The organism is Streptomyces sp. NPDC088812 (assembly GCF_044750285.1).
Lineage (GTDB): Bacteria > Actinomycetota > Actinomycetes > Streptomycetales > Streptomycetaceae > Streptomyces.
Window position 1 is genome coordinate 281661 of the sequence record NZ_JBIVJP010000002.1, and the last position, 21111, is coordinate 302771.

At 74.2% G+C, this 21111-nt stretch carries 16 protein-coding genes and 1 pseudogene; 4 read left to right on the forward strand and 13 right to left on the reverse strand.

The window, feature by feature from the left end:
• Nucleotides 1-6: 6 nt before the first annotated feature.
• Nucleotides 7-1548 (reverse strand): FAD-binding protein, encoded by a 1542-nt coding sequence (locus tag ACIP67_RS05050; RefSeq protein WP_401687517.1) that lies wholly within the window; start codon nt 1546-1548, stop codon nt 7-9.
• A 276-nt stretch (nt 1549-1824) separates the two neighbouring features.
• Here ACIP67_RS05050 and ACIP67_RS05055 point away from each other — a divergent pair, with 276 nt between their 5' ends.
• The gene (locus ACIP67_RS05055; protein ID WP_401687520.1) at nt 1825-2121 is read left to right on the forward strand and encodes a zinc-ribbon domain-containing protein; all 297 of its coding nucleotides are present in this window, start codon (nt 1825-1827) and stop codon (nt 2119-2121) included.
• 21 nt (nt 2122-2142) lie between these two features.
• Here ACIP67_RS05055 and ACIP67_RS05060 read toward each other — a convergent pair whose 3' ends face one another.
• Both ACIP67_RS05060 and ACIP67_RS05065 read right to left on the reverse strand, forming a co-directional pair.
• A complete protein-coding gene (locus ACIP67_RS05060; RefSeq protein WP_401687523.1) occupies nt 2143-2874 on the reverse strand; it encodes a TIGR03943 family putative permease subunit in 732 nt (243 codons plus the stop codon).
• Nucleotides 2871-3812 (reverse strand): permease, encoded by a 942-nt coding sequence (locus ACIP67_RS05065; RefSeq protein WP_401688112.1) that lies wholly within the window; start codon nt 3810-3812, stop codon nt 2871-2873. Before ACIP67_RS05065 ends, ACIP67_RS05060 begins: the two co-directional genes overlap by 4 nt.
• A 572-nt stretch (nt 3813-4384) precedes the next feature.
• Between ACIP67_RS05065 and ACIP67_RS05070 the strand changes: the two genes are divergently transcribed.
• Nucleotides 4385-6304, forward strand: a complete 1920-nt coding sequence (locus tag ACIP67_RS05070; protein ID WP_401687526.1) for an NAD-binding protein — start codon at nt 4385-4387, stop codon at nt 6302-6304.
• Between the two features lie 42 nt (nt 6305-6346).
• Here ACIP67_RS05070 and ACIP67_RS05075 read toward each other — a convergent pair whose 3' ends face one another.
• A complete protein-coding gene (locus ACIP67_RS05075; RefSeq protein WP_401687529.1) occupies nt 6347-8164 on the reverse strand; it encodes a prolyl oligopeptidase family serine peptidase in 1818 nt (605 codons plus the stop codon).
• Nucleotides 8165-8287: 123 nt separating this feature from the next.
• Between ACIP67_RS05075 and ACIP67_RS05080 the strand changes: the two genes are divergently transcribed.
• A complete protein-coding gene (locus ACIP67_RS05080) occupies nt 8288-9190 on the forward strand; it encodes an SURF1 family protein (RefSeq protein ID WP_401687531.1) in 903 nt (300 codons plus the stop codon).
• Here ACIP67_RS05080 and ACIP67_RS05085 read toward each other — a convergent pair.
• The 7 genes from ACIP67_RS05085 to ACIP67_RS05115 form a co-directional block, all read right to left on the reverse strand.
• Entirely contained in the window at nt 9160-10221 is a 1062-nt protein-coding gene (locus tag ACIP67_RS05085) for a hypothetical protein (RefSeq protein WP_401687534.1), read from the reverse strand. The two genes, ACIP67_RS05080 and ACIP67_RS05085, sit on opposite strands and share 31 nt — an antisense overlap.
• A 122-nt stretch (nt 10222-10343) precedes the next feature.
• Nucleotides 10344-11030, reverse strand: a complete 687-nt coding sequence (locus tag ACIP67_RS05090) for a SigE family RNA polymerase sigma factor (RefSeq protein WP_389519329.1) — start codon at nt 11028-11030, stop codon at nt 10344-10346.
• A 445-nt stretch (nt 11031-11475) separates the two neighbouring features.
• Nucleotides 11476-12543, reverse strand: coding sequence for an aspartate-semialdehyde dehydrogenase (locus ACIP67_RS05095; RefSeq protein WP_401687538.1), 1068 nt, complete (start codon nt 12541-12543; stop codon nt 11476-11478).
• Nucleotides 12543-13820, reverse strand: a complete 1278-nt coding sequence (locus tag ACIP67_RS05100; RefSeq protein ID WP_389519326.1) for an aspartate kinase — start codon at nt 13818-13820, stop codon at nt 12543-12545. The genes ACIP67_RS05095 and ACIP67_RS05100 overlap by 1 nt, the downstream gene beginning before the upstream one ends.
• A gap of 270 nt (nt 13821-14090) precedes the next feature.
• Nucleotides 14091-14750, reverse strand: coding sequence for a DUF5063 domain-containing protein (locus ACIP67_RS05105; protein ID WP_401687541.1), 660 nt, complete (start codon nt 14748-14750; stop codon nt 14091-14093).
• Entirely contained in the window at nt 14743-15342 is a 600-nt protein-coding gene (gene recR, locus ACIP67_RS05110) for a recombination mediator RecR (protein ID WP_401688115.1), read from the reverse strand. Before recR ends, ACIP67_RS05105 begins: the two co-directional genes overlap by 8 nt.
• Before the next feature lie 166 nt (nt 15343-15508).
• Entirely contained in the window at nt 15509-15850 is a 342-nt protein-coding gene (locus tag ACIP67_RS05115; protein ID WP_401687544.1) for a YbaB/EbfC family nucleoid-associated protein, read from the reverse strand.
• Between the two features lie 295 nt (nt 15851-16145).
• Between ACIP67_RS05115 and ACIP67_RS05120 the strand changes: the two genes are divergently transcribed.
• Entirely contained in the window at nt 16146-16880 is a 735-nt protein-coding gene (locus ACIP67_RS05120) for an SLATT domain-containing protein (RefSeq protein WP_401688118.1), read from the forward strand.
• A gap of 303 nt (nt 16881-17183) precedes the next feature.
• Here the strand turns inward: ACIP67_RS05120 and ACIP67_RS05125 are convergent.
• Both ACIP67_RS05125 and ACIP67_RS05130 read right to left on the reverse strand, forming a co-directional pair.
• Nucleotides 17184-18778 (reverse strand): annotated as a pseudogene (locus ACIP67_RS05125) (substrate-binding domain-containing protein).
• Nucleotides 18779-18877: 99 nt separating this feature from the next.
• Nucleotides 18878-20734, reverse strand: a complete 1857-nt coding sequence (locus ACIP67_RS05130; protein ID WP_401687547.1) for a protein kinase — start codon at nt 20732-20734, stop codon at nt 18878-18880.
• Nucleotides 20735-21111: the final 377 nt, after the last annotated feature.

The window sequence follows — 21111 nt, forward strand, 5'->3', positions numbered from 1 at the left end:
GGCCGTTCAGGAACCGAAGACGTGCTGGCCCGGGGTCAGGATCGACCCGGGGTCGTAGGTGCGTTTCGCCGCCGCCAGGCCGGGCCAGGCCGGGCCGAAGTGGGTCCGCCAGTCCTCGGGGGTGAAGGGGATGCTGCCGACGGGGTACCAGTGGCCGCCGGCGGCCGCGGCGGTCTCGTAGGCGGAGCGGTTGACGGCGAGGAGGCGGTCGACGGTGGCGGTGTCGTCGGGCGGGACGGCGCCGAGGATGTCGAAGAGGTACGACACCGGCTCGTCGGAGGCGCGGAACAGGGGCGTGGTGAGGCGGTCGCGCAGCAGGGGGTAGAAGAGGATCACGCCGGGGCCCAGGTCGGCCGGGGTGAGGGCGTCCAGGAGCGGTGCGGCGACGGTGGCGGCGGAGCTGCCGGGGAGCAGCAGGTCGAGCCAGGGATGGGCCCATGTCCACTGGCCGGCCGCTTTCAGGGCGGCGACGGTGGGGGCCAGCCGGTCGAGGAAGCCGTAGTAGGGCAGGTCGGCTCGCTGGACGGTGGCGGGGTCGTGGCGCAGGCCGCGCAGGAGGACCGTGTCGTCCGGTGCGGGGCCGGCCGGCGGGCCGTAGGCCACCACCTCCATGACGTAGGTGCGGAACCTCCCCGCGGCGTCCGCGAAGACCTGGCCCTCGACGTAGTCGAAGCGGCCCTCCTCGGCGAGGACGCGCTGGTCGTCGAGGAAGGTCTCCAGGTCGTCGTAGGTCAGCTGGTAGTGGCGTACGGACTCGGGCGCGCGCACCAGGCGCAGGGTGGCTTCCACGATGACGGCGCACTGGCCGAGGCCGGCCAGGACGGCGTGGAAGAGGTCGGGGCGGCGGGACGGGGAGCAGCGGAGCAGTTCTCCCGCACCGGTGACGACGGTCAGCGCGGCGACATTGTCGACCTGGGCGCCGTGCCGGTGGGCCTGGCCGCCCAGGCCGCCCACGGACAGGGTGCCGCCGACGGAGAGCTCCAGGTAGTCGGTGAAGACGGGCGGGGTGAGACCGTGGGCGAGGGTGGCCTTGGCCACGTCGCTCCAGCGGGCGCCGGCGCCCACGGTGACGGTCGTACTGCTCGGCCCGAGCGGACCGATGTGCGCGAGCGGCGCGGTCTCGACGACGAGACCGCCCTCGGCCTGCGCCTGGCCGAACGCGGCGTGCCCCTGGCCGCGCGGCGCGACCGGCAGCCGGTGCTCGCCGCAGAACCGGATCATGGCGACGACGTCGCGGACGGAACCCGGGCGCAGGACGGCGACCGGACGGCGGTGCACGATGTGGCCGAAGTCGTCCGCCGCGGCGGTGAGCGACGCCTCGTCCGTGACGAGGGTCCCGTCCAGCCGGGGGATTCCCTCGATCGGCCGGGCGCCGGACGCCGGGACGGACTCGGTGGCGGACGCCGGGCCGGACTCCGTGCCGGACGCCGGGCCGGACGCCGGTCCGGTCGTGGCCCAGCTCCGGGTGGCGGGGTCGAAGCCGATCACGGCCGCCCCGGTGACGGTGAGTCCGCGCAGGGCGGTACGTCTTGACGGTGTGCGGGACATACGTGCCGCTCCCCCCTCGGATGCGAGGTGATCCGAAGTGATCCGATTGACCTGATTGATCTGAGTCGGGCAAATCCACGTCAGCGTAGGGGAGTTGGTGTCACCGCGCGGGGTGTTCGGAGGCCGTTCGAGCGGTACGGCGGGTTCCGGTGGGTGCCCTGGCCGACCCGCTCCGGTCAGCGCGGGCCGAGGCGCGTCGTGATCCGGGAGAGGATCCGGGAGAGGATCGGGGGGAGGACCGGGGGACGGACCCGTGAAGCACGGAAGGGCAGCGCAGTGATCATCTTCGGCACCAAGGGGTACCTGTACCAGCTCGCGATACTGACGCTGGTGTGCGGGAGCTGCGGCAACCCCGCCGCGCACACGCTCAGGAAGCGCGTCACGAAGTTCACGCTCTTCTTCGTGCCGCTGTTCCCGATCTCCACGAAGTACCTCACGCAGTGCACCTTCTGCGGCGCCGAGCAGAAGGTGACCGCGGAGCAGGCGCAGCAGCTTCAGGCGCAGGACGCGGGCGGGTACGGCGGTCAGACGCACGGTCGGCCGCCGCAGCAGCAGCCGTACCAGGGGCGGTGACGGGCCTCCCGGTACGCCTCCTCAGGTGTTCCACGTCTCGTCGTACGGGTCACCGGGCGCCGCCACGGGTCGGGCGGTGGTGACGTCGAGGAACGGGATCGGGCCGTCGTTGACCGGGTCGTGGGTCAGCCGGGGGCTGTAGGTGCCGGTGACCTCCAGCCAGGTGTCCGGCTGGAGGACCGGGGGGACGCGGCCGGTGAGGCCGACCTTGACGGGCTGGGCGTCCGCCGCGCAGCAGTTGAGGGCCATGCGGACCAGGTAGGGGGTGCCGTCGCGATCGAGGGCGACGAAGCCGGTGAGGGCGACGCGGCGGCCGGTGAGGGTGCGGCCGTGGTCGTAGGCCGCGCGGCCCGCGTAGTCGGCGACCGCCAGCGGGAGGGGGTCGGTGGCGGGGAGAGCGGGGTAGGCGACCGGTTCCTGGAGGGCCGTGCCGGTGCGGGTGGCGGTGTACGAGCCCAGGGCCGGCGGGGCGACGAGGATCAGCGCCAGGAGGGGGAGGAGCAGGAGCCAGGAGACGCGGGGTGCGGGGTGGGCGGCCGTCTCCCGGTGGCTCGTCTCCCCCGGTCGCTGCGGTCGCCCGCGCCACTCGTACCACCCCGTCGCCAGCGCCGTGGCGATCAGGACGGCGCCGGACGCCAGGAGGAGCGGTTGCAGGCCCGCCTTGACGTAGCGCAGGTAGAGGTCGGTGGTGCCGGCGTGCAGGAGGCTCGCGCCGAGCAGGAACAGGAGCGCGGCCTGGGCCTGGCGGTTCACAGGAGCACCGCCCCGGTCAGTGCGGACACGGCGACGGCGAGGACGAAGGTCGCCGGGGCGAAGCGCAGGGCGAAGGCGCGGCCGAAGGTGCCCGCCTGCATCGCGAACAGTTTGAGGTCGATCATCGGGCCGACCACCAGGAAGGTCAGCCGGGCCGTGAGCGAGAACTGGGTCAGGGAGGCCGCGACGAACGCGTCCGCCTCCGAGCAGAGGGAAAGGACCACGGCCAGGACGGCCAGGGCCAGGACCGCCACCGCCGGATGGCCGGCCGCCGTGCGCAGCCAGGTCTCCGGGACGGCGGCCTTCAGGGTCGCCGCCGCCATCGCGCCGACGACGAGGAAGCCGCCCGCGTGCATCACGTCGTGCCGCACCGAGCCCCAGAAGGCCTCGCCCCTGCTCCGGCCCTCGTGCGGGGGGTGCGACGGCGGGCGCAGCCAGTCGGTGCGGCCCAGGCGGTGCCACAGCCAGCCCATCGCGCACGCCACGAGCAGGCTCGCCGCGAAACGGGCCAGGACCATTTCGGGGGCGTGGGGGAAGGCGACGGCCGTCGCCGTCAGCACGATCGGGTTGACCGCCGGGGCGGAGAGCAGGAACGCCAGGGCCGCGGCGGGGGTGACGCCCCGGCGGACCAGGGCGCCGGCGACGGGCACGGACGCGCACTCGCAGCCGGGCAGCACCGCGCCCGCGGCCCCCGCCACCGGGACCGCCAGCGCGGGGCGGCGGGGCAGGGCGCGGGCGAAGAACGACGGGGGGACGTACACGGCGATCGCCGCCGACAGCAGGACGCCCAGGACGAGGAACGGCAGGGCCTGGACGACCACGGCGAGGAAGACCGTCGTCCAGCTCTGCATCACCGGCGCGGCCAGGGCGCGGCGGATCGGGCCCTGGAGCAGCACCAGCAGGAGCAGGGTGAGGGTGAGGGCCAGGGGGGAGGTCAGACGCCCGGTCTCCGGGGGCTTCCGCGCGCGCTCCCGGGACGCGGCCGAGGGCTGCTCGGGCTCACCGGACGGCGTCGGCAGCGGGTGCGGCACCGGCTCGGGCACCGGCACCGGCACCAGCAGCGGCTCCGGCACCGGCACCGGCTCCGGCACCGGCTCCGGCTCCGGCTCCGGCTCCGGCACCGGCACCGGCTCCGGCTCCGGCAGCGGGTCCCGCCCCGGGTCTGCCAGCGGCTCCGGCAGCACGCCTGACAGCGGGTTCCGCACCGGGTCCGACACCGGGTCCGGCAGCAGGTCCCGCACCGGCACCGGCACCGGCTCCCGCAGCGGGTCCCCCGGCCGTCCCCGGGACGCCGCCGGGAGCTCCCCCTCGTCCGACGGGGCTCGTGTGATGGCCACGGGTGGGCACCTCCGGATCCGTGTCTCTCCCTCCCCTCCCCTACGGCCGGACGGCCGCCCGCGTTCAGCGCACCTCTGGATCCTCTGGAACCGTCCGTCCCGGTGGGGCAGTCTTCTCCCTCGTGGGGAGCGTTCCGAATCAGAGTCCGCCGTCGGGTGAGCCCGTCGGACACATGGTGGTGTGCGGTGACGACGGGCTGGCGCACCGGCTGGCCGCCGAGTTGCGGCAGGTCTACGGGGAACGGGTCACCCTCGTCGTACCGCCCTCCGAGCGGACGGTGCGGCCGCCGGTCGTCGGGCGCGCCCGTGCGGTGTCGGCGGCCCTGCTCGACCGGGTGGTGAGCGCGGCCGTCAACCGGGCCGTCGGCAGCGGCAACGGCAGCAGCGGCAGCAGCAGCGGTTCGCCAGGGGGCGGTGCCGGCAGTGGTGAGCCCGGCGGCGGGCCCGAGCTGGAGGCCGCCGAGCCCACCGAGGCCGTCCTCGCCGAGGCCGGGGTGGAGCAGGCCGCCGCGCTGGCCCTGGTGTACGACGACGACGAGCGGAACATCCGCGCCGCCCTCACCGCCCGCCGGCTCAACCCCCGGCTGCGGCTCGTGCTGCGGCTGTACAACCGGCGGCTGGGGCAGCACATAGAGGAACTCCTCGACCAGGCGGCCGCGTTGGCCTCGGGGGGCGCCGGCCGTACGGTCGGCGACGCCTCGACCACCGTCCTGTCCGACGCGGACACCGCCGCGCCCGCGCTCGCCGCGACCGCCGTCGCCGGGACCACGAAGGTCGTCCAGACGGACGGCCTGCTGCTGCGGGCCGTCGAACGCCCGCCGCCCGGCCCCGGGCAGGTCGCCGGCGCGGGACCGGCCACCCTCGCGCTGCTGTCCTCGACGGGCAACGACCCCGCCTTCGCGGACGGCTCCGAGGCCAGCGGGGAGCAGGGGCCGGTGCTGCTGCCGGACGCGGCGACGGTGGCCGCGGCGACCGGGCGGGGCAGTGTCGTCCTGGAGCAGGTTTCGTACTCGGCCGGGGGCGCGCTGCCGGCGGGGCGGGGTGTCGGGGTGGTGCCGCCGTTCGCCTCGCTGTTCTCCCGGCGGCTGCGATGGTCGCTGGCCGGGCTGGTGGGCTGTGTGGTCGCGCTGGCGGTGGCGCTGTGGCTGGTGACCGGCATCCATCCGCTGGGCGCGGTGTACCTGACGCTGCTGGACCTGTTCGCGATCAACGAACCGGCGCTCGGGTCGTCGACGGAGCGGCAGGTGCTGCAACTGCTGTCCGGGCTGATGGGGCTGTTGCTGCTGCCGGTGCTGCTGGCCGCGGTGCTGGAGGCGCTGGGGACGTTCCGCGGGGCGGGGGCGGTGCGCAGGCCGCCGCGCGGGCTCGGCGGGCACGTGGTGCTGCTGGGGCTGGGCAAGATCGGGACGCGGGTGCTGACCCGGCTGCGGGAGCTGGACATCCCCGTGGTGTGCGTCGAGGCCACCCCGGAGGCGCGGGGCGTCTCGGCGGCGCGGCGGCTGCGGGTGCCGGTGGTGTTCGGCGACGTCACCCAGGAGGGGGTGCTGGAGGCGGCCAAGATCGGCCGGGCGCACGCGCTGCTCGCGGTGACCAGCTCCGACACCACGAACCTGGAGGCCGCGCTGTACGCGCGTTCCCTGCGGCCCGATCTGCGCGTGGTGCTGCGGCTGTACGACGACGACTTCGCGACCGCCGTGTACCGCACCCTGCGGGCCGCGCATCCGCAGGCGCTCACCCGGAGCCGGAGCGTGACGCATCTGGCGGCGCCGTCGTTCGCCGGGGCGATGATGGGGCGGCAGATCCTGGGGGCGATCCCGGTGGAGCGGCGGGTGCTGCTGTTCGCCGCCCTGGAGGTCGGGGCGTACGCGCAGTTGGCCGGGCGGACGGTCGGGGAGGCGTTCCGGGCCGGGTACTGGCGGGTGCTGGCGCTGGACACGGGCGAGGAGGGGCCGGGCGGGTCCGAGCTGGTGTGGGACCTGCCGGAGACGTACGTCCTGCGGAACGAGGACCGGGTGGTGCTGGCGGCCACCCGGAAGGGGCTGGCGGAGCTGCTGGGGCGGAGGCGGCGGGGCGCGGGGTCCCAGGGACGGTGACCACCGCCCCCGGGCCCCCTGGCTCCCCCGTCCCGGTCGCCGCTACTTCCCCAGGTGCCTCTCCGCGAACTCCAGCTCCAGCCGTACCTGCTTGATCCGCTCCTCGACCACCAGCGAGCCGTGCCCGGCGTCGTAGCGGTAGACCTCGTGGGTCGCGCCGCGGGACTCCAGCCGCTTGACGTAGTTGTCGATCTGGCGGATGGGGCAGCGGGGGTCGTTCACGCCCGCGGAGATGTAGACCGGGGCCTTGACCTGGTCGACGTAGGTCAGCGGGGAGGACGCCTCGAAGCGCTCGGGGACCTCCTCGGGGGTGCCGCCCAGGAGGGTGCGGTCCATGGCCTTCAGGGCCTCCATCTCGTCGTGGTAGGCCGTGACGTAGTCGGCGACGGGGACCACGGCGATGCCCAGCGCCCACACCTCGGGCTGCACGCCGAGGCCGAGGAGGGTGAGGTAGCCGCCCCAGGAGCCGCCGGTGAGGACCAGACGGTCGGGGTCGGCGAGGCCGGAGTCGATCGCCCAGGCGCGGACCGCCGCGATGTCCTCCAGCTCGATCAGGCCCACCCGGTGCTTCAGCGCGTCCGTCCAGGCCCGGCCGTAGCCGGTGGAGCCGCGGTAGTTCACCCGGACGACCGCGTAGCCGTGGTCCACCCAGGCCGCCGGGCCCGCCGCGAAGGAGTCGCTGTCGTGCCAGGTGGGGCCGCCGTGGATGTCGAACACGGTGGGCAGCGGGCCGGTCGCGCCCGCCGGCTTCTGGACCAGGGCGTGGATGCGGCCGCCGGGGCCCTCCACCCACACGTCCTGCACCGGGACCGAGCCGGGGGACTTCATGCCGGGCGGGTCGAGGACCACGGCGCCCGTCGTGGAGCGGACCGCGGGCGGCCGGGCGGCGGAGGACCACAGGTACTCCACGCTGCCGTCGGGGCGGGCGGTCGCCCCGGACACCGTGCCCGCCGGGGTCGGCACCCGGACCAGCTCCCGGGTGGCCAGGTCGTAGCGGTACAGCTCGCTGCGGGCCTCGAAGCCGTGGGCGACGAGCAGGCCCGAGCCGTCCGGGTACCACTCGGCGCTGACGTCGCCCGGCAGGTCCAGCGCCAGGTCGGTCTCCGCGCCCGTCGCCACGTCCCACACCAGCGGTTCCCAGCGGCCCCGCCGCTGGTGGCCGATGAGCAGGCGGGTGTCGCCGTCGACGGGGGCGAAGCCCAGCACCTCCAGGCCCAGCTCCTCGGTGCCGCCCCGGGTGTCGTCGAGTTCGGCGACGGTGGTGCCGTCGGGACGCAGGACGCGCAGCGCGGAGTGCATGGCGTCGCCGTGCTCGGTGTGCTCGATCGCGACGAGGGACCCGTCGTGGGAGAGGTCGCCCACGCCCGCCGACTCACGGTGCCGGTACAGCTCGAAGGGCGGCTCGCCGGTGCGGGCCACGTGGATCGTGGTGCCGTCCTCGTCCGTGGACCGGCCCACCACCGCCGTACGTCCGTCGCGGCCCAGCGCCAGGCCCGCCGGGTACGACGGGTCCAGGCCGGGTGCCGCCAGTTCGTCCTCCCCGCCCTCGAAGGGCTGGCGGCGCCAGACGCCGAACTCGTCGCCGTCCTTGTCGTCGAACCACCAGATCCACGCGCCGTCCGGGGAGAGCACACCGTCCGTGGTGCCGTTCGCCCGGTTCGTCACCTGGCGCTGCTCACCGGTGGAGCGCTCCCATGCGTACAGCTCGTACGTCCCCGTCGCGTTCGAGACGAACAGGGAGCGGTCGGGCGCGTCCTCCGCCCAGTCGGGCAGCGACACCCGGGGCGCCCGGAAGCGCCTCTCCCAGTCCGGCATCTCCTCGTACCGCTGCGGTGCGGCGGACCCGTTGCTCTCAGTCATGGCCCCATACTGCCCGCCCGGACGGACAATCGACCGCTCCCCTCCCCAGCCTGTGGAAAACTTCGGCCTCATCCCCACACCCCGGCGACGGGTTCCCCGCACGAGACCCGTACCGTTGAGGTCGTGTACCGGTTTCTGCTGACGCCCCGCTGGTGGGGGATCAACGTCTTCGTGCTGCTGGCCATCCCCTTCTGCGTCTTCATGGGGTCCTGGCAGCTGAGCCGGTTCGAGGCTCGGGTCGACGACCACCGCGCGGCTGAGGCGCAGGTCGAGTCCGCCCGCGAGGAGGCGGCGCGGCCGCTCGCCGAGATGCTGCCCGTGGACAAGGCGACCTCCGGCAAGCAGGTCACCGCCACCGGCCGGTACGCCGACCAGCTGCTGGTGCCCGACCGCGAGCTCGACGGGAAGAACGGCTACTACGTCCTGGCCCTGCTGCGCACCGACGACGGCAAGGCGCTCCCCGTGGTCCGCGGCTGGCTGCCCGGTACGGCCGACACGGCGAAGGCCCCGGCGCCGCCCACCGGCGAGGTCACCGTCACGGGCGCGCTCCAGGCGTCCGAGACGCCCGGCAACGACGGCGTGAGCGCCCGCGGCGGCCTGCCCGCCGGGCAGACGGCCGCGATCAGCGCGGCCTCCCTGGTCAACCTGGTGGACTACGACCTGTACGACGCGTGGGTCACGCTCCGCTCCGCCGACGCGGGGATGACGGCGGTCCCGGCGAGCACGCCCGCCGGCAGCGGGCTGGACCTGAAGGCGTTCCAGAACCTCGGGTACACCGGCGAGTGGTTCGTCTTCGCCGGGTTCGTGGTGTTCATGTGGTTCCGGCTGCTGCGCCGTGAGGTGGAGTTCGCGCGGGACGCGGCGCTCGGCATCGCCCCGGACGGGCCCGGAACCGACGGGACCGGAACCGAGGCAGCCGGATCCGAAGGAAGCGGACCCGAAGGGACCGACGTGACCGACGGGACCGGATCCGGCCCCGCGGTGTCCGCCGGGGCTCACGACGAGGCCAGCACGCCCGTCCGGTAGACCGTCCCGGCGCACGCGTTCGACACCGTCGCCGACACCGTCGGGACCCCGCCCTCGGCGGTGTACGTCACCACGACGCTGCCGTCGGCCGTGCCGTCCGCGACGAGCAGCTGGGCCGCGGTGCCGTCGGTCTCGGTGGTGGTCGTGGAACCGGTGGTGCCCGTCTGCTCGGTCGGGCTCGGGTCGGGGGAGGCCGTAGCGCCGCCGTCGCCGCCCGTGCTGCCGCTGCTGCTGCCGCCGGTGGTGGTGGGGCAGGTCTCGGAGGGCACCCAGGCGAACTTCACGTCGTAGGCCGAGCCGGGGGCCAGGGAGAGCTGGGAGACGTAGAGGGAGGGGTCGGGCAGGCCGGCCGCCGCGTCCCCGGAGGCGTGCGCCACCACGCTGATCTTCGTGGCGTCGGCGGCTCCCTGGGCGGTGGGCGTCACCGAGACGCTCCCGCCGACGGTACAGGCGCTGCCGGAGACGTTCACGACGCGGAAGGTGCCGTAGACGGTGCCGGCCGAGTCGGCGACCGCGACGTCGGCGGAGGCGTCGCCGAGCTGGGAGGCCGTGCAGGCGGTGGCGTCCGCCTCGACCGAGGAGCCGGGACCGGTGCCGTCCCCGGTGCCGTCGGTGCCGCCGGGGTCCTTGCCCCGGCCGGTGCCCTCGGTGGCGTCGTCGCCCTGCGCGCCGGTCCCGCCGGCCGAGCCGCCGGCCGTGCCGGAGGAGTCGCTGTCGGGGGTCCGGCCCGCCCCGGCGCCGCCCTGGGCCTGTGACGCCTGGCCGGCGATGGAGGGGTTGGCGTCGGAGCCGCCGGCGCCGGAGACGTGCCACAGGGCGGGGACGGCGGTGCCGACGAAGAGGGCCGCGGCGGCCATGCCGACGGCGGCCTGCCGCTTGCGGGCCCGGCGGGCGGGGACGGCCCGCCTCAGGTGGTCCAGCGTCCCGTCGCGCGGCTCCATCTCCTGGACCGCCTGGTGCAGCATCCGGCGCAGTGCCAGCTCGTCCGAGTCGAGCCCGTCGGGGCCCTGGTCGTCGAGGTGGTGGTTCACGGTTCCGTTCCCAGCGTGCGATTGCTTCGGCTCTTGCTCGTGCGGTGCCCGCCCCGGCTCCCGCCACGCGAACGGCTCGCGCCGCTCCCGGTCACCCGTGCCGTCCCCGCCGGCCCGCCCGCTCACGTCCGCGCCTCCATGGCGACGCGCAGCGCGGCGATGCCGCGGGAACCGTACGCCTTCACCGAGCCGAGCGAGATGCCGAGGGTCTCGGCGACCTGGGCCTCGGTCATGTCGGCGAAGTAGCGCAGGGACAGGACCTCGCGCTGGCGGCGCTGGAGCCCCTTCATCGCCTTGATGAGGGAGTCGCGCTCCAACTGGTCGTAGGCGCCCTCCTCCGCGCTGGCCATGTCCGGCATCGGCTTGGACAGCAGCTTCAGTCCGAGGATGCGGCGGCGCAGGGCGGAGCGGGAGAGGTTGACGACCGTCTGGCGCAGGTAGGCGAGGGTCTTCTCCGGGTCGCGGACGCGCTTGCGCGCGGAGTGGACGCGGATGAAGGCCTCCTGGACGACGTCCTCGCAGGAGGCGGTGTCGTCGAGGAGGAGCGCGGCGAGACCGAGCAGCGAGCGGTAGTGCGCCCGGTAGGTCTCGGTGAGGTGGTCGACGGTCGTTCCGGCCGCGACACCGTCGTCCGCGGGGGCCGCGCCGTCACGCTGGCTGGGTATGCGGGCGGGCCGCGCTGCGGGCATGGGCGCGATCACCGGCATGCCACCGGGCGCCCCGGCCGGGCGGCGGGGACGGAGGGCGGTGCGGGGCGGCCGCAGGGCCGTGCCGCGGGCCGCCGCGGGGAAATCGAGTACCTCTGCCACGCCAGTTGGACACCCGTCCCCCCTCGGGGGTTGTACACGTCCGCCGTCGCGTTCGCGCCGTACGGCGGTACACGTGTGACCGGCACCGTTCCGGGCGCCCGTCTCGCGCCGGCCGGCTTCCCCGCCGACGGCGCCTCACATGCCCTCATGCGTCCCGCTCTTCCCCTGTGGTCCATAGGAACGGGCGCCCCCACGCCCCGATCACGGCGTCCCCTGTGTGCCGGGATCACGTCTGCGCACCCCGGAGGGTGACGGCAAAGACGCTCCCCGCGCTCCGCACGGTTGCGGAACACGGGGAGGAAAATCTTCGGATGCCGGCAGGTCCCAGGACAAGTGGTCCGGACCACCGACCGGCTCACATCCGTGCTGAAGATCCTACAAACCCGTCACGCCGTGGCCAGCGTTTTTTCGGCCCCTTCACTGGCTCACCGGCCCCTTCACCGGCTCACGACAGCTCCGCCGCCACCAGTTCCGCGATCTGCGCGGTGTTCAGGGCGGCTCCCTTGCGCAGATTGTCGCCGCACACGAAGAGTTCGAGCGCCGTGGGGTCGTCCAGCGCGCGACGCACCCGGCCGACCCAGGTCGGATCCGTGCCGACGACGTCGGCGGGCGTCGGGAACTCCCCGGCGGCCGGGTCGTCGCACAGGACCACACCCGGCGCGGTGGCGAGGATCTCGCGGGCCCGCCCGACGGTGACCTCGTCCTGGAAGCGGGCGTGGACGGTGAGGGAGTGCACGGTGACCACCGGCACCCGTACGCAGGTCACGGCGACGGGCAGCCCCGGCAGGCCGAGGATCTTGCGGGACTCGTCCCGCACCTTCATCTCCTCCGACGACCAGCCGTCCTCACGCAGCGACCCGGCCCACGGCACCACGTTCAGCGCGACCGGCTCCGGGAACGGGCCGGTGCCGTCGCCCACGGCCCGCCGTACGTCACCGGGGCTCGTCCCCAGCTCCGTACCGGCCACCAGGGACAGCTGCCGCCGGAGCGTCTCCACCCCGGCCCGGCCCGCCCCGCTGGCGGCCTGGTACGACGACACCACCAGCTCGCGCAGTCCGAACCCGGCGTGCAGCGCGCCGAGGGCGACGATCATCGACAGGGTGGTGCAGTTCGGGTTCGCGACGATCCCGCGCGGACGCGCCCGCACCATGTGCGGATTGACCTCGGGGACGACCAGCGGCACGTCCGGGTCCATCCGGAAGGCACCGGAGTTGTCGACGACGACCGCTCCCCGGGCGGCGGCGAGCGGCGCCCACCGCTCGGCGACCTCGTCGGGCACGTCGAACATCGCGACGTCGACGCCGTCGAAGGCCTCCTCGGTGAGCGCCGCCACCTCGACCTGTTCGCCGCGCACGGCCAGCTTGCGGCCGGCCGAGCGCGGCGAGGCGATGAGCCGGATCTCGCCCCAGACGTCGGCGCGCTGGGACAGGATCTGGAGCATGACCGTGCCGACCGCCCCGGTCGCTCCCACGACCGCGAGCGTCGGGCGCCCGGTCACACGAGGGCCCGTCATCAGCGCCCGGTGCCTCCGTAGACGACGGCCTCGTCGCTGTCGGAGTCCAGCCCGAAGGCGCTGTGCACGGCGCGCACGGCCTCGTTGACGTCGTCGGCGCGGGTGACGACCGAGATGCGGATCTCGGAGGTCGAGATCAGCTCGATGTTCACGCCCGCGTCGGCCAGCGCCTTGAAGAAGTCGGCCGTGACGCCCGGGTTGGTCTTCATACCCGCGCCGACCAGGGAGATCTTGCCGATCTGGTCGTCGTAGCGCAGCGAGTCGAAGCCGATGCCGGACCGGTTCTTCTCCAGCGCGTCGATGGCCTTGCGGCCCTCCGCCTTCGGCAGCGTGAAGGAGATGTCCGTCAGGCCCGTGGCGGCGGCGGACACGTTCTGCACGATCATGTCGATGTTGATCTCGGCGTCGGAGATCGTGCGGAAGATCACGGCGGCCTCGCCCGGCTTGTCCGGCACGCCGACGACCGTGATCTTGGCCTCGGAGGTGTCGTGCGCGACACCGGAGATGATGGCCTGCTCCACCTGCTTGTCCCCTTGCTCGATCGGCTCGCTGCTGACCCACGTGCCCTGGAGTCCGCTGAAGGACGAGCGGACGTGGATCGGGATGTTGTAGCGGCGCGCGTACTCCACGCAGCGGTGGAGCAGCACCTTGGACCCGGAGGCAGCCAGTTCGAGCATGTCCTCGAACGAGATCCAGTCGATCTTCCGGGCCTTCTTCACCACGCGCGGGTCGGCGGTGAACACGCCGTCGACGTCGGTGTAGATCTCGCACACCTCGGCGTCGAGCGCGGCCGCGAGCGCGACGGCGGTGGTGTCGGAGCCGCCGCGGCCCAGCGTGGTGATGTCCTTGGTGTCCTGGCTGACGCCCTGGAACCCGGCGACGATGGCGATGTTGCCCTCGTCCAGCGAGTCACGGATCCGGCCCGGCGTCACGTCGATGATCCGGGCTTTGTTGTGGACCGAGTCGGTGATGACACCTGCCTGGCTGCCGGTGAAGCTCTGGGCCTGGTGGCCCAGGTTTTTGATCGCCATGGCCAGCAGGGCCATGGAGATCCGCTCTCCGGCGGTCAGCAGCATGTCGAGCTCGCGCCCGGCAGGGATCGGGGAAACCTGCTCGGCGAGATCGATCAGCTCGTCCGTCGTGTCGCCCATCGCGGAAACCACGGCGACCACCTGGTGGCCGTTCTTCTTGGCTTCCACGATCCGCTTGGCGACGCGCTTGATGCCCTCGGCATCGGCTACGGAGGAGCCTCCGTACTTCTGCACGACAAGGCCCACGTGCGCTCCTCGCTCAGTTTGTCTCTTTCCGCACATACGCCCTTGTACTGCGGGTCGGCTCAGTGTAACGAGCGTCCGTCGTCCGCCCCCGGGGTATCGCATCGTGAGACCACGTCCAGGCCGCACGGCGAGAGGTGCCGGGGACGGGTCCGGCCGCCCGTCCAGGACGTTCCCTGCCCACTTCCACCGAACTGATGCGCGACGCCCGCACTCCTCGCCGACGGTCACACGGCGGGGCGCGGACCGGTCAGGTGGCGGGGCGCGGACCGGTCAGGTGGCGGGGCGCAGACCCGGATGTCCGCCGATCTCCTCCGCCATGACCCTCCCGGCCTCGAACTCCAGGGTGTCGTCGCCCACGCCCTGGTCGGTGTCCAGGCCGTCCAGCTCCTCCAGTGGCTGGTCGAGGCGGATGTGGGCCAGCACCGAGTGCAGGGCGCGCAGGGTCGCCGAGGCCGTCGAGCCCCAGTTGGAGAAGTACGAGAACTGCCACCACCACAGGGCCTCCGTGGTGCGGCCGGCACGGTAGTGGGCCATGCCGTGGCGGAGGTCGGTGATGACGTCGGTGAGGTCGTCGGAGACCCGGGCCGGCACGGGCGCCTTGCGGGGCTCGTAGGGGTCGAAGACCTCCGAGTACACGTCGACCGGGTCCAGGAGGCGGGCCAGGTTCTCCCGGAGTTCGTCGACGTCCGCGTCGGGGCCCGTGTCGGGCTCGTAGCGCTCGTCGGGGACGATGTCCTCGTGCGCGCCGAGACGGCCGCCGGCCAGCAGCAGCTGGGAGACCTCCAGCAGGAGGAAGGGGACCGCCGAGCCCGGCTCGTCACCCTTGGCGACCTCCGCGACGGCCACCAGGAAGCTCTCGATCTGGTCGGCGATCTGGACCGCGAAGTCGTCGGGGTTCTGGTCGCTCGCGTGCAGCGTGGCGTCAGACATCTAGGAGTCGTCTCCCCTCGAAGGCGCGGCCGAGGGTGACCTCGTCCGCGTATTCCAGGTCGCCGCCCACCGGGAGGCCGCTGGCCAGGCGGGTGACCTTCAGGCCCATGGGCTTGATCATGCGGGCGAGGTACGTGGCCGTCGCCTCGCCTTCGAGGTTGGGGTCCGTGGCGAGGATGAGCTCGGTGACCGTGCCGTCCGCCAGCCGGGCCAGCAGTTCCCGGATGCGCAGGTCGTCCGGACCGACCCCCTCGATCGGGCTGATCGCCCCGCCCAGCACGTGGTAGCGGCCCCGGAACTCGCGGGTGCGCTCGACGGCCACCACGTCCTTCGGCTCCTCCACCACACAGATGACGGCGGGGTCGCGGCGCGGGTCGCGGCAGATGGAGCAGTGCTCCTCCTGCGCCACGTTGCCGCAGGTGACGCAGAAGCGGACCTTCGCCTTGACCTCCATCAGTGCCTGCGCGAGACGCCGCACGTCGGTCGGCTCCGCCTGGAGGATGTGGAAGGCGATCCGCTGCGCGCTCTTGGGACCGACGCCGGGCAGCCGCCCCAGTTCGTCGATGAGGTCCTGGACCACGCCTTCGTACAACGGACTGCCGTCCTTCCTGGGTTCCTTGCAGTACGTACGGTAGTTGTCCGCCACCCGTCCTAGGAAGGCGGTGCGGGTGTCGCCCCGGTGACCTGCGGCGGAACGACCGGGGCGACGGGAACGACGGGGGCGGCCGGCGCGATCGCGACGGCCGGCGCCGCGACGGTCAGAACGGCAGGCCCGGGATGCCGCCCCCGCCCAGACCCTGGGCCAGCGGGCCCAGCTTCTGCTGCTGGAGGGCCTGCGCGTTCTCGTTGGCCGCCTGGACGGCCGCGACGATCAGGTCGGCGAGGGTCTCGGTGTCCTCCGGGTCCACCGCCTTCGGGTCGATCTTCAGGCCGCGCAGCTCGCCGGCCCCGGTCACCGTGGCCCTGACCAGACCGCCGCCGGCCTGGCCGTCGACCTCCGTGCCCGCCAGCTCCTCCTGGGCGCGGGCCAGATCCTGCTGCATCTTCTGGGCCTGCTGGAGCAACTGCTGCATGTTGGGCTGGCCACCACCGGGAATCACGATCAGCTCCTCTTACGGGCCTGGAGTCGAGACGGGTTTTTCCGCTCGGCACGAGCCTACGTGGTCTGTGCGGGTGTCGCCCCGGCACTCTTTCGAGTGAGTCTTCGGCGAGGTCTACACCTGATCAAGGCCCCCTTACGGGCGTAAGGGCGAGGAAACCTTCCTCTTCGCCACCCATCGGGAGGTAGGAAAGGTGCGGCGCATCAGGCGTCACCACGGGTCCCTCGGGTGACCGGGGCGTCGGTCGGGGTCGGTCGGGTTCAGGAGGGAGTGCCGGGTGGGTCAGCAGCCGGAGATGCAACCCGAGGGTCCGCCTCAGAACGGGCGGGGCGAGGACGCGGCCGGGCTGCGGCCGGGCGATCTGACCGGCCGGGCGTTGCCGCTCGGGGACTGGGGTGAGCCGGCGCAACGGCTGGACGAGCTGTACCGCTGGGTGGAGCGGCGGGCCCTGGAGACCACGGCCTGGTACCTCGCCGACCGGGTGTGGAAGCGGCGGGGCGCACGGGTGCTGCGGGCCGGGGCCGTGGCGGGGGCGGTCGCGGGGGCCGCGCTGCCGCTGCTGGATCTCACCGGGGTGCGGGGCGGGGTGGCGCCCTGGGGGTGTCTCGCGCTGCTGGTCGCGGTGGCGTGCCTGGCCGTGGACCGGTTCTTCGGGGTGACGTCCGGGTGGATGAGGGACGTGGCGACCGCGCAGGCCGTGCAGCGGCGGTTGCAGGTGTTGCAGTTCGACTGGGCGTCGGAGAGCGCGCGGGAGGTGCTGGGGCCGGCGGAGGGCACGGCGAGCGAGGCCGCCGAGCGGTGCCTGGGGGTGCTCCGGCGGTTCTCGGAGGACGTGACCGAGCTGGTGCGGGTGGAGACGGCGGACTGGATGGTGGAGTTCCGCACGGGTGGCGCGCCGCTAGGGATCCAGGGGGCGGTGGCGGGCGGCGGGCGGCCGGAGGCGGGGGTGCCGCAGGGGAGGTTCCCGCTGCCGCCGGGGGCCGGGAGCCGGCCGAACATGCCTCGGCAGCGGCCGCCGGAGCCTCGGTGAGGCTGACGCCGGGGGCTGCCGTCGGGGTGTGTGGGGGCTGACACCGGGGTGTGTGGGGGCTGCCGTCGGGGTGTGTGGGGACTGCCGTCGGGGTGTGTGGGGACTGCCGTCGGGGTGTGTGGGGACTGCCGTCGGGGTGTGTGGGGGCTGACGCCGGGGGGCGCGGCGGTGACGCCGGGGTTTTCGCCCCCGCCGCCCTTGCCCTTCCCACCCCTGGGGGCTGCCGCCCCCAGACCCCCGCTTCGGCCCTGAAGGGGCCTCGTCCTCAAGCTCCCCCAGAGGGGGCACCCCCAGACGGGCTGATCACGTGCCGGACGGAGTGGGCTGGCTGCCCCGGGCGCACAGGCGCAGGCCCTCCGGGGTCCAGCACGGCAGGTGGCCGTGGGTGCGGATGACGTCCTGGCCGTTGCCCCGGGTGAGGTAGGTCAGGAAGCTCGACGCCAGGGAGTCGGCCGGGGGGCGGCCGTAGGTGTAGGCGTACTCGATCTCGCGGTACGGGTAGTCGCTGGTGCCGTCCTCGATGGCGTCGACGGACGCGGGGTCGCCGTCGAGGCGCAGCGCGTGCAGGCCCTCGGCGCGGTCGGCGACGTTGAGCTCGCTGTAGCCGATGGCGCCGGGGATGGCCGCGACGGTGGAGAGGACCTGCTCGGTGGAGTCGAGTTCGCAGCGTACGACGGAGGCCGTCGGGTCGTCCTTGTGCACGCAGTCGACGGAGGAGTTGGCGATCTCGCCCCGGCCCAGGACCCGGCGCTGGAACACCTGCCGCGTGCCGGAGTTGGCGTCCCGGCTGACCAGGGTCACCGGCAGGTCCGGGCCGTCGAGCTGGCGCCAGTTGGTGATCTGCCCGCGGTAGAGGCGGCGCACGTCCTCCGTGGAGAGGTCCGTCAGGGGGACGCCGTCGTGGACGACGAGGGCGAAAACCGATACCGCCACCCGGTTCTCGCGCAGTTCGGCCAGGCCGGACGGTTTGCGGCCGTCGGAGAGGGCCACGACGGGCGGGGAGCCGTCCTTCGCCTTGGCGCCCGCCGCGGTGAGCTCGCGGATGCCGGCCGTCGATCCGTGCGGGTCCACGGTGAGGTGCGCGCCCTCGCAGTCGCTCTCGTACTTGCGGGCCACCTCGCGGATCACCGGGGCGAAGGCCGTCGAGCCGGTGAGGGTGAGGCTGCCCCGCTCGCAGCCGATGGGCGGCGGGGTGTCGTCACGGACGACGACCATCGCCGCGAGGGTGATCACGCAGAGGGTGAGGAGGAGGGAGATCAGACGGGCCGCCCGGCTGAACAGCGGCGGGGTGTCGTCCGGGGTGGCGCTGCGGTTGGGGTGGACCTCGCCGATGGGGGCGCCCCCGGCTCGAGCGGAGTCGAGAGCTGGGGGAGGATGCCGCCGTAGAGCCGTATGCCGTGGCCGACGTCGCCGCCCGACAGCAGGACCAGCAGCTTGAAGTGCTCGCGCGGGTTGAGCGGGACGCGCGGGATGCGCAGGGTGTTGTCCTCGTAGCCGAAGCCGCGGTCCGCGGTGAAGTGGTCCATGAGGTGGTCGGTGTGGGTCGGCTGGGTGACCGACACCCCGCGGATGGTGCGGTCGGTGAACACCGCGGTGAGCCCGTGGCGTTCGGGGCCGGTGTAGTCGTCACGGGCGATGCCCTGCGAGCCGTCGTTCTCGATGCGCAGCAGGACGAGGGTGGCGGCCGCCATGCCGGGGGTCTCGTCGAAGAGGCCGAGACGGCGGTTGGGGCGGCCGGACCGGACGTCGTCGCCGATCGGGTTGTCCATCTGTACCCGATAGCCGATCCTCTTGCGGCGCGGCACCCGGCGCTCGTACCAGACCATCGCGCCGGACGCGGCGATACCGAGGACGGCCGTCCCCACGGCCACGACGTTCTCAGCGTTCAGCCAGTCCACTGTGGGTGCCCCCGCCACTCCCGCCGACCGGATCGTGGGGGCACCGTACGTCTGCCCCAGGGGACATTCCGGACGGGAGGGCGGGAGTTCGCCGGACGTTCACCGGCGGGTGTACGTCAGCTTCTCCCCGGTGGAGGTGTTCACGCGTTGCAGCCTGCCGTCGGACAGGAGGGTGACCTCGGTGGGGGCGCCCGGGGAGCAGGAGGAGAGCGGCTCGCCGGTGGTGACCGTGGACGGGCCGATCCGCAACGGGCCCTCGGAGGAGGGACGTTGGAGCAGCTCGGCGGTGAACTCGCAGTGGTAGGAGTCGCCGTCCGCGACGAGCGAGAGGACGGTGTCGCCCACTTCGCCCTGGGTGAGGGTGAGCCGGCGGGTGTCCGTGCCGCTCGCGCCGTCGACGGTCGTGGCCCAGGTGCCGAGGTAGTCCGCCGGGACCGCGCCGGCCTGCTCCGTGGCGGACGGCGAGGCCGACGGCCCACCGGACCCGGCCGGGCTGGCGGCCTCGCCGCCGGAGGCCGTGGCGGGTGCGGAGGCGGTCGGTGCCGGGTCGGGGCGCGCGGCGGGGTCGGTGCCGCCGCCGTTCATCAGCGCGTACACCGAGCCGCCCGCGGCCAGCGCGACGACCAGGGCGACCGCGACCAGCAGCGCGGTCGTGCGGCCGCTGCGGCGCGGCGGCTCCTGCGGCTCGTCCCCGTAGGGGCCGTACGGGGGGTACGGCCCCTCTCCGCCGCCGTAAGGGCCGGGCGAGGGGTACGGCTCGTCCCCGTAAGGGGCGTGCGCGGGGTGCGGCAGGGTCGCGCCGGGGACGCCGCCCGCCGCCGCGTACGGGTTGTGCGGGACGGGGGGCGTGGAGTGCGGGTGCGGGCGGGGGTGGCCGTACGCGGGGTGGGCCGGGGGCGCGGTCGTGCCGCCGGCTCCCGTCGGCGGGGCGGCGGGCGGTGCGGGGGCGGTGGCGTACGGGCCCGCGCCGCGTGGGCCGGAGTGCTCCGGCGCGGCCTCGGGGGCGCCGGCCGGGGACGCCTCGCCGCCCTCCGGGTTCTCCGTCTCCAGCAGCCGCACCGCGTGCCGGCCCAGCTGGGCCACCAGGGTGTTCGGCAGCCAGGGCTCACGGGAGCGGCCCTCGGCGACGGTCTCGTGCGCGCCGGTGCGCTCCAGGAGCCACTCCAGGGACGGCCGGGCGGCCGGGTCCTTGCGCAGGCAGGCGCGGACCAGGTGGGCGATGTCCTCGGAGAGGCCCGAGAGGTCGGGTTCCTCCTCGGCGATGCGGAACATCAGGACGTGCACACCGCTGTCGGCGGAGCCGAAGGGGAGGCTGCCGGTGGCGGCGTAGGCGAGGACGGAGCCGAGGCAGAAGACGTCGCACGCGGGCGTGATCCGGTCGCCGCGCACCTGCTCGGGCGCCATGAAGCCGGGCGAGCCGATCACCGCGCCGGTCCGGGTGAGGCCTCCGGCGTCGCCGCCGACCGTCTCCATGGCCCGGGCGACGCCGAAGTCGATGACCCGGGGGCCCTCGATGGTGACCATCACGTTGGACGGCTTGAGGTCGCGGTGGACGATCCCGGCCGCGTGGATGTTGGTGAGCGCGTGGGCGAGCCCGGCGGCGAGGACGCGCACCGACCGCTCGGGCAGCGGGCCGTGATCGTGGCCCACGACCTGCTGGAGGCTCGGGCCGGCGACGTAGCCGGTGGCGACCCAGGGCACGGCCGCCTCGGTGTCGGCGTCCAGGACGGGCGCGGTCCAGAAGCCGCCGACCCGCTGGGCGTTGCGCACCTCCTGGCGGAACCGCGCCCGGAACTCCTCGCGGGCCGCCAGCTCCGGCCGGACCAGCTTCACGGCGACGGTCCGGCCGCGGTCCGAGCGGGCGAGGTAGACCCGTCCCATCCCGCCGGCCCCCAGCCGCGCGAGCAGCCGGTATCCGCCGATGTGCTGCGGATCCCCCGCACCCAGCTTCTCCATGGCCGCTCCCCCTCTCCCCCGCACGTGTGATCGAGCCGAGAATAATCCGGCCGTTCGGGGAGTCGAGCGGCGTGGTGTCTACGGTTCCATAACGGGGGCCGAGGGAAGCGGGCGGAAGCCTGCGGGGGGCGGCGGGGGGCGGCGGGGGCCGGGGGAAGCCCGCGGGGCCCGGCGGTCCGGGCGCGAGGGCCCGCGGAAACCCGCGAGACCCGGCGGAAGCCCGCGAGGCCCGGCGGTCCGGGCACGAGGGCCCGCGGAAACCCGCGAGACCCGGCGGAAGCCCGCGAGACCCGACAGTGCGGGCACGAGGCCTGGCAGGCCGGGCGCGAGGCCTGGCAGGCCGGGCGCGGGACACAGCGGTCCGGGCGCGAGGGCCG